The 12,612-nt window shown below is 40.7% G+C and carries 13 protein-coding genes; 1 reads left to right on the top strand and 12 read right to left on the bottom strand.

What is annotated here, in order from left to right; all coding sequences use genetic code 11:
• Positions 1-134 precede the first annotated feature (134 nt).
• From PI95_RS32510 to PI95_RS32455, 12 genes are all read right to left on the bottom strand, one after another.
• Positions 135-1,664: a BamA/TamA family outer membrane protein gene (locus PI95_RS32510; RefSeq protein WP_236117290.1), complete on the bottom strand. Its 1,530-nt coding sequence runs from the start codon at positions 1,662-1,664 to the stop codon at positions 135-137.
• Positions 1,665-1,976: 312 nt separating this feature from the next.
• Positions 1,977-2,360 carry a hypothetical protein gene (locus PI95_RS32505; RefSeq protein WP_201280699.1) on the bottom strand — a complete coding sequence of 128 codons (384 nt, stop codon included), beginning with the start codon at positions 2,358-2,360 and terminating at the stop codon, positions 1,977-1,979.
• A gap of 202 nt (positions 2,361-2,562) precedes the next feature.
• Positions 2,563-3,120, bottom strand: a complete 558-nt coding sequence (locus tag PI95_RS32500) for a DUF4833 domain-containing protein (RefSeq protein ID WP_163519397.1) — start codon at positions 3,118-3,120, stop codon at positions 2,563-2,565.
• A gap of 161 nt (positions 3,121-3,281) precedes the next feature.
• Positions 3,282-3,713: a hypothetical protein gene (locus PI95_RS32495; protein WP_039737256.1), complete on the bottom strand. Its 432-nt coding sequence runs from the start codon at positions 3,711-3,713 to the stop codon at positions 3,282-3,284.
• A 448-nt stretch (positions 3,714-4,161) separates the two neighbouring features.
• Positions 4,162-4,770: a hypothetical protein gene (locus PI95_RS32490; RefSeq protein WP_163519396.1), complete on the bottom strand. Its 609-nt coding sequence runs from the start codon at positions 4,768-4,770 to the stop codon at positions 4,162-4,164.
• 499 nt (positions 4,771-5,269) lie between these two features.
• On the bottom strand, positions 5,270-5,881 hold the full coding sequence (locus PI95_RS32485; protein ID WP_039737258.1) for a CPBP family intramembrane glutamic endopeptidase: 612 nt from the start codon (positions 5,879-5,881) through the stop codon (positions 5,270-5,272).
• A gap of 2 nt (positions 5,882-5,883) precedes the next feature.
• Positions 5,884-8,127 (bottom strand): CHAT domain-containing protein, encoded by a 2,244-nt coding sequence (locus PI95_RS32480; RefSeq protein ID WP_039737260.1) that lies wholly within the window; start codon positions 8,125-8,127, stop codon positions 5,884-5,886.
• Between the two features lie 12 nt (positions 8,128-8,139).
• Entirely contained in the window at positions 8,140-9,042 is a 903-nt protein-coding gene (locus PI95_RS32475; protein WP_163519395.1) for a DUF1822 family protein, read from the bottom strand.
• Positions 9,032-9,460, bottom strand: coding sequence for an RNA polymerase sigma factor (locus tag PI95_RS32470; RefSeq protein ID WP_236117289.1), 429 nt, complete (start codon positions 9,458-9,460; stop codon positions 9,032-9,034). Before PI95_RS32470 ends, PI95_RS32475 begins: the two co-directional genes overlap by 11 nt.
• Positions 9,461-9,904: 444 nt before the next feature.
• The gene (locus PI95_RS32465) at positions 9,905-10,363 is read right to left on the bottom strand and encodes a DUF2141 domain-containing protein (RefSeq protein WP_039737263.1); all 459 of its coding nucleotides are present in this window, start codon (positions 10,361-10,363) and stop codon (positions 9,905-9,907) included.
• 280 nt (positions 10,364-10,643) lie between these two features.
• Positions 10,644-11,243, bottom strand: a complete 600-nt coding sequence (locus tag PI95_RS32460; protein WP_039737264.1) for a TetR/AcrR family transcriptional regulator — start codon at positions 11,241-11,243, stop codon at positions 10,644-10,646.
• Positions 11,244-11,390: 147 nt separating this feature from the next.
• Complete coding sequence (locus tag PI95_RS32455; RefSeq protein WP_039737265.1) at positions 11,391-11,759, bottom strand: pentapeptide repeat-containing protein; 369 nt, start codon at positions 11,757-11,759, stop codon at positions 11,391-11,393.
• Positions 11,760-11,859: 100 nt separating this feature from the next.
• On the opposite strand from PI95_RS32455, the gene PI95_RS32450 reads away from it, so the two are divergent.
• The gene (locus PI95_RS32450; protein ID WP_039737266.1) at positions 11,860-12,405 is read left to right on the top strand and encodes a nucleoside-diphosphate kinase; all 546 of its coding nucleotides are present in this window, start codon (positions 11,860-11,862) and stop codon (positions 12,403-12,405) included.
• Positions 12,406-12,612: the final 207 nt, after the last annotated feature.

Here is a 12,612-nt window from a genome sequence, read left to right as displayed (position 1 = left end):
AACGGAGGACGCCTCCGCACAGCGCTGGCTCCCCTTGTCCACGCCAGACGCCTCAACGGAGGACGCCTCCGCACAGCGCTGGCTCCCCTTGTCCCCCCCTCTCCCCCTCCCCCCCTCTCAAGAACTCTCCCAACTCAAAACCGCTGACCGGTGGTAACTTCAAACTTTACTTCTCCTTGGTCGCTAATTCCTAAGTCACCGCGAATCAATCCAAACGGTGACTTGACTCGCAATCCTAACCCGTAACCAAACCCACTTCCGGGTTTACCTCGCAGTACACCCGGTTCCCCTAACACGGTTTTGCTAGATCCAAAATCCGAACCGAAGTCTGCAAATAAAACTCCTCCCACTCTCCGCAAAATCGGGAAACGATATTCTACAGAAGCTAAACCATAACTACGTGCGCTTGCGACTCTACCACCTCCGTAACCTCTAACAGAATTCAATCCACCCAAATCAAATGCGTTTGCGGGTGGAAATTCGCCGATATTTGTTCCAGCTTGCAAATTCAAAGCGATCATTTCTGTATTTTCTGTTGACCCATTACTACCTATGAAACTAACTGGGACGTATAAAATATAGTTTGCCAGCAATCGATTACTAGCAATTTTACCGAGTCCGATGGGAATAGCTTGTTCGGTGCTAAGAGTGAGAAGCGATCCTTTAGTTGGATTGCTACGGCGATCGCGTTCATCTTTGCTAATCGCAAAAGACACTGTAACTAAATCATCAATACCAGTACCGCTTACTGAAAGCGGGCTTCCCAATCTATCGACTCGTGCCAGATTATAATCGCGATCGCGCAAGCTAATTCTGGTGTAGTTCAGACCTAAAGCTGCATCCCAATCATCAAAAGATTTTAAAACAGCTACAGAACCGCCAAATCTTCCTTCTCGTGCGGTGCTGCCGTTTGACAACTTGATTTCATCGTTGAAGGTTCGAGATAAATCTCGTTCGCGAAAAGCTCGAAAGCTGTAGCCTAAGCGACTTGGTTCTCCTCGACGATAAGGGCTGACAAAGGAAGTATCAAATTGAACATCTTTACCGCTGACTTGAACGCTAGTATCTAGTTGTTCATTAAGTCCGTTGATGTTTGCATCTCGATAACCTACCTTACCGTAAAGCCCAACATCTCCGTTATCACCACCGCCAAAATTCCAAGAAGGAAATTTACTCTCTTTAATGTAATAGACGATATTAAGACTTGTGTCCGATTCTTCTAAAACAAAGTTGACTTTATCAAATGAATTTAATCTCCTTAATCTTTCTACGTCTTTTTGAAATAAATCGTTACGAAATATTTGACCTGGCTTTAATCTCAGATTGTCAATGATAAAATTTTTCTGAGTCCGTCCTTCTATGGGGCGACCTTTTTCATCTACCCACTTATCTTTATTATTGAGAAAACGGATTTGGATATCTTTAACAATTTTCTCGCTAACCTCAGCCCTCTCAACACTTGGTAATGTGGGGAGTGGTTCATCCATATTCTCTATGTCAGTTTCTACGATTGACGGCAAGTTGGTATCATTCTTCAGTTCAGATTCTGCACGCGCTTGGTAACTCCAGCTGACCAACATCCCGACAATCAAAATTACAACTTGAATACGCATATGTAAAACTTTATCATTCCCCACATCTTGATAACAGTTAAATTGTCGCATTACAAGAGGTCGCGACTCGATTTAAATCGCAAAGCCGGAAATTTGCTCAGTAAGCCGGCATAAAAAACCAAACTATGTGTATTTAGGTAACTTGTGTATGAGCGATCGTTTAAGGGTATTCCTCACTTGGTGAGCAAGACCGCAGCCTACTAAACCTGAGAACTGCGGATGTGCCACAATTAGAACGAAGTAATGAACCCCCTCTTGACAAATGTGCAATTTCCTGAACCTGTCACGGATGATTTAATACGATCTCAACAATATAAACTTGATATTCGCGATCGCTCTTTAATACAGCATAAAAATATTGTTCTAAAATTCCTTGTCAAGTAATTGACAAATAATGTAAGTTAACCCAAGCCATAATAAAGAAAAAGTTACGTCAACAACAAATAATATCTCTTTGAAAAAGGTGATAGATAATAAGGCTTCTGGTGACTTATGAGTAAATAAAGTAATCCAAGGCTCAACCCATATTGTGAACATTGCTAGCCAAAACATTATCCAGACCCATGTTATAACATTTTTTATCAGATTATAATTTTGAAAGAGAATAACTAATACAATATATATGTGTACTGCAATTATTCCATATGACAACAACTTAAAATCAGACCAGATCGCCCCAGAAAACCAAGGTAATATTAATCCATGAAAAAAATCTTCTAACTCTTGAAATTTAGTAGGTGATTTCATTTCATAAAAAATTTTAAATGTACATTCGACTATAATCCAAAATATCCAACATTTTAATAAAAGGTTCTTTGGAAATGATATTCTTGCCATGACTCGAATAAAATTATTTTATTACTTACAAATCTGCATAATATCTGTAGTGGACTAACACAGCTAAAATAGTGCATTAAGTGTAGGTTGGGTTTCGCATTGCTCAACCCCCTTAGAAACTACAATTAGATTTACAGACAATCTTTTCCTGCTTTTGACCAGCACCGTAAAATGTGATGCTGTGAACAGTACCACCAAGCCCAAATAAACCGTTTCTAGTCAAGTCAATATCGACTTGGAGCAGCCGAGTAGCTTCACCGTTGATTTTTGTAAAAGCCGATATTTGACACCCTTGACTTTTTAATCGGGTAGACCGAATCGTAATCAGTTTTGAAATTCCTCGTGCTTTGAAGCCGTTTACTTCCATGACTACTTCGTTACCTGAGACTGATTGGCTGGCAATACCAAAAGCTGGAACTTCAATACTAAGCAAACGCTCTAACCGACCATTTTCAAGCTTCCAGTAGGGGTACACAGGTTTAGGAGTTTTCAGAGAGCAGTCTGCATTAGTCTGCACACCATAATGCACCTGATTACCGTTGTCACTCTTGGTAATGAAGAAAATACTATTAAGGCTGGTAGCATAGGAAGAGGTGGTTGGAACAAGTAACAGTGCGATCGCACCACCTACGAAGGAAAGATTTGCTAACCTATGAACAAGCTTAGGCATAAATTTCAGCATTTGATTTTGCAAGTAAGGGTAGTTCCTAGTTGATGAGCAAAAGTAATTTTGACAGCCATTACAAGATTTACAAAGAGGAAGGTTAGTAGTAAATACTTTAGTTCTAAAAGCAAAAATTAATTTTTTCTACGAACTAAATTATAATAATTCTAGATTCCTTTATTTTTTAGCACCCAATAAGCAATAGTAATATTCTGTAAAATATCTCTAGCCTCCTCTCTAGTCAAATGACTAGAAGCATCCCTCAGAAAATCCATAAAGGATTTATCTTTACTCAACACATCTGCCGCTTTTTTGAAATAGGCTTCACGCTGGGAGTTATTTTTTATATCCACCCCAGTAGGATCAAGTTTAGAGCTATTTAAAGTGAACATCCCGCTAACTGTTAACAGGTTACAAGCCTCATTTTTTGGTTTAATCGTCACGTAATTTTTGCAAACGCTACTGGAAATTTGGAATAAAACTAGATCATCTAGAACCTTTTTTTGTGCATTCGCACGAACTGGCAAAAGCACTGTTGAGGAAATAGCAACTGGAACAAGAAGAAGAGCAAACCGATGTGCAAGTTTTTTGAAGTTCATAGCTTGATTAGTGTTATTAATGAATTTAGTTTCCAGATTCAATGATGTGTTAACGTGCGTTAATGTCTTCAGCGACCTGATATATGAACGTAATAAAGTTATCCTGTGCTGCAAAAGACGCAAAATTTTTGCGCTTATTTGTACAAATCTGAATAGAATAGCGATCGCCCACACTTCTATGACAATTACTGGACGAAGAGTTAAACCCTCATATAGAAGGGATTAGATAGCCAGAAGCACAGACTGCTTAGAATTTATTTTTGCAAGAGTTCTACTATTAAGGCTTGTAGCATATTAGCTGATTCGGCAGAATACCCACACCGTCCCTGAAAGGGTGGTGTGGGGAGCGTTGGTTGTAGGTGAGCTTGCGAAGCATAAATGCCCGACGTATACAGAGGGGGTGAGGTTGAACAGTTATTGGTATCACCCCTATGTAAGCTTTATACGATTAGGGGGAACATGGACCATTGCCGTAAAAGCAAGGATTAATTGATGGGGCAGGTGGAGGAGCAGGCTGAGGTGCTGATGGTCTGTTATAGCGATCTTCTACGATCCATCTATCTTGGTTAACATTGGAAGTTGGTGCTGCGCCGGAGTTTCCGTATTGCATTGCTGCCCCAAATATCCCAAGCATTAGTAACATCTGTCTGGCTTGTTGTTCCTGTCTAGCCCTTCTCTGAGCAATATATTGCTTTTGTTGTTCTGGAGTAAGACTTTCAAAGTACCTTCGTTCTTGTTCACGTCTAGCTGCTGCTGCCGCCGCACTTTGTTGTTTTCGTTGCTGATACATATTTACACGTTGCCGTCTTTGCTTGGCAAAGTTTTCTTGCGTTGTTTCTCTATTGCCTATCTGTGTTAAGCCGTCTATTGTATTGATTACTTGGGTGACAGAGCCGAAGGAGTTAGCCACCTGGATTGTTTTTGTTGCACTGGGTAAAGATTGACTCGACAAGGATTGATCTGTCGAGGGACTGACCGATTGATTGGCAGCTAAACATGGAGAAACGCTAGAGAGTGAAAATAAAGCCAGACTTGATAACGCAACAATGAATTTCATAGGACTGTATTCCTTATAGTGGTAGCTTTTGGTAACTGGGATAATCGATGGTTGTAGATAGAATTGCAGAATGGAAGCGGGAGCAGCAGCAGACATTCTGACTTACCTTTGCAATTTCGTATCCCTCACAATCTATATACGTACTAGAGTCACCCTGTGCTGCACAACACTCAAAAAATTCTGCTTGAGCTTTATACCAGACCCACTAAAATAGCGATCGCACTCCTGCTCAATCTATATACGTACGAGAGTCACCCTGTGCTGCAAAAGACTAAAGAAATTTTTCTTGAGTTTTACACCAGACCAACTAAAATAGCGATCGCACTCCTGCTCAATCTATATACGTACGAGAGTCACCCCGTGCTGCAAAAGACTAAAGAAATTTTTCTTGAGTTTTACACCAGACCAACTAAAATAGCGATCGCACCACTATCAAACTGTATATCTACTAAAGCCACCCTGTGCTGCACAATACTTAAAAAATTTTGCTTGAGATTGATTATACCAGACCAACCAGGATAGCGATCGCACCAAGTAGCGAGTGACTGATAATAATACTATGTAAATTACGATACTTGGCGTAGTGACAGCCCCAAAACATACCAATGATAAATGTGAATAGCAACGTGGGTACATCTCGATAGATGAGATGAACAAAACTGTAGAGTAACGTCGAGAGTAAAATCTGTACCCAAATTGCTAACTTCGCTCTAGAAAAAATCCCGAATAAAAAGCCGCGATATAAAAACTCTTGTACAGGAGAAGACACACCAACAAAGAAAAGGTAGAAAGTCCATTTGTATGCAGAGTTATCAATACGTGAACCTTGGATAATATAGTAAATGAACATCAGCAAAGCAGAAGCTAACGTTGGTAGAGCGATCGCTTTGAGAGAACTTCCCAGGTGTTGTTTCGTAAATCCCAGTTCTAAAGCAGAAAATCGGTACAGTCGAGCGATCGCTAAAATAGCAACAGCAGCCAAAATCAGGACATAAAACCGCCACGAGAAAGGAACTAATTCCAGATAAATCAGTAGAACAGGCAAAATATATCCCACTCCTACAATCAGCATGACTTTTTGCTGTTCTTTACTGATTAACTTACCTTTCATCTTCACTCGTCTCCAACCCCATGATCAATCAACCGCACAAACAAAAAGAAAAATAAAGCAGCAAAGAAAAGGCTACTTGCAAGCCAAGGAGTTAGGGGATTGGTACTTCTGATTCCAAATAGGATATCAATCACAGAAGCGCCAAACCAGCTACCTAGAACCGTCAAGCTTAAACTACCTAATAAGAATGACAATAAAATAGGCTGATATTTTTTGGTGGCGCTTCTGTAGATGCTGCTAACAGTTGCTGAAAATATGATAGGAACAATTGCGTAAAGAAGAATATTAAGTCCAGCTAAAGTACCTTTAAACGCAGGTGAAAATAACAGGCTTTTGGTATGCTCTATACTATAACCTTGAAAAGGCAACCACAACAGAATACCTAATTCACAGATGATGACATATGTCAAGTATTTATTCTTGTTAAATATGGCATCTGGTGTAAACAAAATTGTTGCCACAAGTGCCAGAATCTGAACACCACAACTAATAATGGCAATAAAGGTGAAGGCATAAAACCAGCGACTGATGGAAAAGGCTTGAGTATTTCGCCAAACTTCATAGGCGGTAGCAATCCGCAAAAGCCCTTGCAATCCTGCATTATTGTCTTTGTAAAGATGTTTGATGGCTGGCTCTATCTCTGATTTTTTCAGTGTCAAATTCCCTTCCATATCGAAAGCTTGACGTGTGTTCAAAATTTCTTGGGGAATGTTCTGAATATCTGCTGTGGAAGTTTTCCACTCCGAGTAGAGTTCCGGAAGTTGCTGTGCGGAAATTGTTGTTGTTGCATCGGATTTGAACTCCATGAACATGATGCGATCGCCTGTAAGCTCAAAGAACAGCCCCCCCAATGTGAAAAACACAGTTACGAGTGTCATAATTACAAACGGGCGTGTTTTGACCCGAATCATGCAATGCGCTCTGTAAGCCGCAAACAGAGGCATCCAGAGAAATAGGGAAGGATACACTATCAGGTGAGGGTAAAGTTTTGCGTAAAGTGTTAAGGTTTTCGCACCCTGGAACTCGGTAAATATACTAAAGGGTAGGCTAACCAAGAGAGCGATCGCAACCATACCCAGTAGCATCTCCCACTGCCAAGATAACCTCCTCTCCGAAAACAAACGATTCCATGTCAGTTCTTTCGCCAAAGGATTGGCAACAATCACAGGAAGCCAACTTTTACCGGGTTCAAATTTCTGTTGTAACTGCTGCCTTGCTGCATTCATTGATGCAAATAAAGAGCGATCTTTGACAAAAGCTGCGAGAAAATGCTTTAATAATTCTCTGGCAACAGAAGATTCAACCATTTCCCGCATGACAATACAGTAGGGCAGAGATAGCTCAGTTAGCTGGTTTGCCAGTCCTAAACCATCACAAGAATTAAAGATTGCCAGTTGCAACTTTTTCTCGATTGCACCTTCAAGTAAATCTTTCAGTTCCGTGATTTCGATAATTCCTTGTTCACCATCGGCTGGGTTAATTTGAATGCGTCCAATCCGTCCGTCGCGATCGCTTTCACTATGTCCGGCAAAAAAGAAAATGTGCCAGCCTTGAGAGTCTTTTAACTTTTGTTCTAATTCTTTACGTGTAGGTTGTCTGAGGATATGGGGTTCTCCACCATGCTGTCTCAGACTTTTGATAAAATCTTCTTCTTCTGCAAAACCAAGCTTTTCGTCACCAAACACTACAAGTATGCGTGCAGTTGCTTTCAGTTGTGGTGTTTGCTTTTGAGTCAGTCGCTTGAAATTTGTCGCACTGATGGCAACTTCTACACCTTTGCGAGTATAGCCTGCCAAGGTATCCCACTCTTGCCAAGGAAGTCCCCGCAGTTGTCGGTCTTCTGTCTGCACAATAATCTGGACTTCATCTTTTTGTGTAATTTTCTCCCTGAATCTTTCCAAAACCCGACTGACACGCGGATCGGGTTGTCCATTCTCATCAATCCAGCCATCGCTACCTAACCATTTGTTTAATTCGGCTTTCAAGGAATTCGCAAGTTCTGTGAGATTGACTACACCTGAAATCAGATTGTTTTGATTTTTGGCAACCTTACGATTACCTTGAAGACCAATATAATACTGCCATTGTTTAAACTTATCTTCGAGAGGTTTTGGTAGAGGAGAAAGAAACGAAACGAGTTCTTCTATTTGCCCTTGTTGATCGCAGACAGCAAGGGTGACAGGCAGAACTTCAGAATGGTTAAGTTGTACTCGTCCGCCAATTTTAAAGGAGATTTTAAAAGCCATTGCAACTTATTTTCAGGCGATGAAATATTCTCTAATGAAAATTTCTCCTATCCGTAACTCTACCCAGAACTCCTCACCTGAAGATAATTCCAGAGGAATAGAAATGAGATTAGCTGCCTCATTCACTGTTTCGGTATAAATATCAGATTCGTCTGGTACACTAACCTGCATTCCTCTAGGTAAAGAACCACTTTCACTTTTGACATTAACTCTGACAAAAATCAATTCGTCGTTGTTTTGAGAAACAGAAAGTTGCATTTCAAATACTTGCCCTGCCAGTTGGAAATTTTTCTTACAGGTAGCACTCTTTAAATCCCGCATTGAGGGTTCCCAGTCTGCCTCATAAACGTTATTCAACCAGTTTCTTAAGTAAGTAAGTTTTTTTTCGGCGAATTCTTGCGTCAGCGTCAAGTAATCGATGAGGTCATCCATAGACTGTAAAGTAGACATCGCCACTTCTGCATCTGTAGTTTCGGGATGAAAAGCAGGCAGAAAACCAATCAGTGTCGCTGATTTTTCAGAACTAGCGATTTCTACAAATAAATAGCCGATGCGTACACCGAAGGGGTTGCCGCAGGCATTGCTCAAACTTGCCGGTGGTAAAATAACAGACTCTTGTCCTGTAGCAATTACGCAACATTCCAAATAGCCCAATCCAGGCAGTTCTAGCTCGTTTGCTTCGTCCCACAGACGATAAGCTGCATTCCATCTTTCTGGTTTGGCAAGATTAGTCTCGAAACCGAGCATACGAAAATACGCATCGGCAATGAGTACAGCTAGGGTATTGAAATAAACTCTTTGTTGGGCATCTTGAGTGAAGTACTGCGATGCGTAGGCTCTGGCTTGTCTGCGAAACGATACAGTCACTGGGAAGGGAATTGCCAGTTCCCGTAAGACATTTAGCTTATCGCTCATAATTATCTTCTCCAAAAAGCCTCTGATTTTTGTCTAACCATTCTCGCAGCAAAGGTTGACATTTTCTTGACCAATGAGACGTAACTGCACCGCGTGATGAGCCAACTTCTTCAGCAATTTCCTGCCATTCTTTGCCGATGACGAGTCTCAAGTAAGCAAGCAATTGACAGTTAGCTTTTGGATTATTTTCGATATGGCAAGCCTTAAGAAGATTATCAGGATCGTCTTTAATCCATTGGACAAATGATTCCCAAGTGTTAAGCAGCAAAGTAGCATCTATACCAGAAGCAACTCGATCTAAGGGATCGAGTTCGACCTCATCACTTTGCCATACAGATTGTCTATGAGAGCGATCGCGTTCAACAGCGCGAATTTCATCTTTGTACTGATTGCGAAGACAGGTGTTAAACCAAGTCATGAATGATCCTCGACTTGGATCGTATTTGTCACAGAGTGTTTTGGTTAAATTCAACATGGTTTTGTATAGAGCCTCTTCATAAATATCCCCGGCTGCTGGTGTCCAAAGACACCCCGATTTCAGAACGGATCGGAGCAGACAATTTAGGGCTTTACGACGCTGTGGGCTGGCTGGTATGTGACTGCAAGCCTCTTGAATGAACGATTGCAGGTGGAGGTTTAGCTCGTCCATAAACTTATGACATAGTTGTGGCAGTGTCATTAAGTATACGATAACCTCCACTACTATTTATACGAAGAATGATGAGATCGTGCTGCAAAAAGTAAAGTAAATCACATGAGGTTTTAAATTTAACTGTAATTGCTCTATGTACTTATAAATTTTTCCGCCGACTTACTTATCATTCACCTCGAATAACGACAAATTTTTGCTGTAGCGTTTACTTTAGCCGAAAAAGTTCAGCAACTTAATTTGAATGTTAGTCTCTGGACCTGCGACTAGAAACGCAGAATCGGCAAACTTTGGCGCACCTGTGAGAATTTTCGGGTTTTGAGAAAAGCCAAACTCTTCTGTGGGAATACCCAACGGATTTTGATTGAGAGTACCGTCACCGTTGGCATCATGAAAAGCGGCGATCGCATAATTTCCGGCTTTTAAGTTGTCAAATTTAACTGTCAGCAGTGTGTTTTCTACTTTGACACAACGTGCAGCCACAGCGCGATCGCTACTGCTAGGAAATCCTCGTCCACCCGAAAACAAACTCAAGCAAACTTGCCCGCGCTGGCTTTTCAACCCGTTAATCGTCACAGTCAGGCTACTGTTTGACACTGCTTTTGCTTGTTGTAAAGCTGTCAAGTTTATGACAGCGGTTAGAAGTAAAAGGGTTTTCAAAGTACGTTGCATCTTTATTGACTCCTATAGTAAAACATTACAAGTTTACGCAGTAATTTGATTAAAACCAGCTTAATTCGCCGATCGCAATTGCAATCGCAAATATTACCCACATAACTGGTATAATAACCCTACGCTATTTCCCAGAGTTTATACGTAGACGGCAAAGGCGATCGCTATAGTTCCAACATTTCCTTCGGATTTATTTAACTACCTATCATTAGATAGGTAAATAGGCAAAAAAATTATTTTGGTTATCAGTGGTAGAATTTATCCCTTAATCTGTTTTTATTTACAACTTGAGTCCATCCAACAAAACGGAAATCATTTCATTTACGATAACTTCTGTGGGTGCAGTACCCGGTTGAGTAGTCACATAGGGAATGCTTTCCATAACAGATAAAAAGAACCCAGCTAGTAGTTGAGTACGAGTATTGCGAATTTCTTTTCGCTCTTGCGCTTGGGCAAAAATCTGTCCCAGCGGCTCAAAAATAGACTGGGCATAGCAAATCGACAGCAATTTCATATTTTCTTCACCTAATAAAGGCATATCTGTATGTGCCATGCTCAAAAAATGGACGGGAGGCTGAGAGAGAAACCACCCAGCAGCTGCTTGAAGTTGCGATCGCAAGTTGGTTTCTGCATAATTTATCGCTTGCTGTAAACCGGTGCGGTGACGCTCAAATACACGCTCGGTAACTGCCACAAAAAGTTGCTCCTTGCTCTTGAAATGATAGTATAACGATGCCTGACGAATTCCCACCTCAACAGCTATATCCCGCATTGTCACAGCATTGTAGCCGCGCTTGCGAAATAGCTGTTCAGCCTCATCAAGAACGCGCGATCGTCCACTAGAAGAGACTTCTTTTGGCGAGAGAGAATTGTCTGGCAACCAAAACCTACCTAACGTTTAGTAGTCAATTATCAAATATCATATTACACTATTAAAAGTAATTAACAGTGAATCCCGAAGAATTAATGCAAATTTAAGTCGTCTTGCTAAAAACTCCACAATCGAGATATGCTCAGTTAAACAAAATCAAATTAAGCGCATATTTTGACTGATAGGGTCAAAACCTCTAGCAAATCGGGTACTTTCATCATAAAAAGCACCAGTGAAATTAGCTCCATACAGCTTGACATTATTTAGTTTGGCTCCCCGCAGATTAGCTTGACTTAAATTCGCTCCGCTGAGGTTAGCTCCAGTCAAGTTGGCTCTGGCTAAGTTAGCTCCCTCAAAGTTCGCTCCCCATAATTTTGCTTTAGCTAAGTTAGCTGCACTCAAGTTTGCAGCCCATAAATTGACTCCGGGTAAATTGGCTTTAATCAGCTTAACTCCGCTTAAATCCGCTCCCGTAAAGTCTCTTTCCCCTGCGACATAACGCCGCTTCAGTTCATCCGCATCCATATTACAAATTATTATCAACAGTTGTTTGTAGCAATCCAAAGTTAAATCATGTCAAACTGAACAAATAAGTAATTTGCTTGCTGTTTTTAGAGTTAACACTATGTCACAACAACTGAATGCATTTGTTTTCATAATGTTAAAACCAGCCGCTGCCAATGATATAGAGTTAAGTAATTTGATTAAAAATAAGCTATCAAAATATGGCGATATTAAACATATAAGATATTCTATTATTGTAGATAAAGAAAAAATATCAAAACATTACAAATCTTCTCAATATTCACTTTGGTATCCATTTATCATCAACTACTTGTCCCAAAAAGCAGTGCAATTTTTTATACTAGAATATTATACAGATAAATATGAGATTGCGAATAATAGCAACTACAGTTATTTTGGAGAATTTCTGAAAACACAAGTAATTGGTTCAGCTAACCTTTGCAAAACCAAAAAACATCATTTGAGAAGGCTGGCGCTGAAAAAAGCTACTTTTTTAGTAGATAACTTGATTCATTCTTCAGATAACACTGAAGAAGCATTGAAAGAAATACGTATTTGGTATGAAAACGAACCTGTGGTAATTACAGAATTTGAAACCAAAGCATTAGAAATATTTAGGGGTAATGGGGAAAAAGGTAATTGGTAATTGGGCATAGGTTTGGCTGTGCGGTCTTGGTGTCGGACCTGCGTGGAGCATCTGCCGTCATTGGGCAATGGGCCCTATCGCAATGGGCATTGGGAATCGGATAAATTCTTCCTTGTCCACGCCAGATGCTTCAACGCGGGAAACCCGACGGCAGTCGCTCATGGGGGTAACGAACATGACCGCGCTGCCTCCGCAACGCACTGGCTC

The sequence above is a fragment of the Hassallia byssoidea VB512170 genome (genome assembly GCF_000817785.2).
Lineage (GTDB): Bacteria > Cyanobacteriota > Cyanobacteriia > Cyanobacteriales > Nostocaceae > Hassallia > Hassallia carrinoi.
The sequence above is the reverse complement of the archived record's forward strand: the minus strand, read 5'-3'. Positions and strand labels throughout refer to the sequence as shown.

Coding starts and splice junctions, on each gene's coding strand:
- PI95_RS32510 (WP_236117290.1), bottom strand. CDS start 1,664: ATGCGACAATTTAACTGTTATCAAGATGTGGGGAATGATAAAGTTTTA.
- PI95_RS32505 (WP_201280699.1), bottom strand. CDS start 2,360: ATGAAATCACCTACTAAATTTCAAGAGTTAGAAGATTTTTTTCATGGA.
- PI95_RS32500 (WP_163519397.1), bottom strand. CDS start 3,120: ATGCCTAAGCTTGTTCATAGGTTAGCAAATCTTTCCTTCGTAGGTGGT.
- PI95_RS32495 (WP_039737256.1), bottom strand. CDS start 3,713: ATGAACTTCAAAAAACTTGCACATCGGTTTGCTCTTCTTCTTGTTCCA.
- PI95_RS32490 (WP_163519396.1), bottom strand. CDS start 4,770: ATGAAATTCATTGTTGCGTTATCAAGTCTGGCTTTATTTTCACTCTCT.
- PI95_RS32485 (WP_039737258.1), bottom strand. CDS start 5,881: ATGAAAGGTAAGTTAATCAGTAAAGAACAGCAAAAAGTCATGCTGATT.
- PI95_RS32480 (WP_039737260.1), bottom strand. CDS start 8,127: ATGGCTTTTAAAATCTCCTTTAAAATTGGCGGACGAGTACAACTTAAC.
- PI95_RS32475 (WP_163519395.1), bottom strand. CDS start 9,042: ATGAGCGATAAGCTAAATGTCTTACGGGAACTGGCAATTCCCTTCCCA.
- PI95_RS32470 (WP_236117289.1), bottom strand. CDS start 9,460: ATGACTTGGTTTAACACCTGTCTTCGCAATCAGTACAAAGATGAAATT.
- PI95_RS32465 (WP_039737263.1), bottom strand. CDS start 10,363: ATGCAACGTACTTTGAAAACCCTTTTACTTCTAACCGCTGTCATAAAC.
- PI95_RS32455 (WP_039737265.1), bottom strand. CDS start 11,759: ATGGATGCGGATGAACTGAAGCGGCGTTATGTCGCAGGGGAAAGAGAC.
- PI95_RS32450 (WP_039737266.1), top strand. CDS start 11,860: ATGTCACAACAACTGAATGCATTTGTTTTCATAATGTTAAAACCAGCC.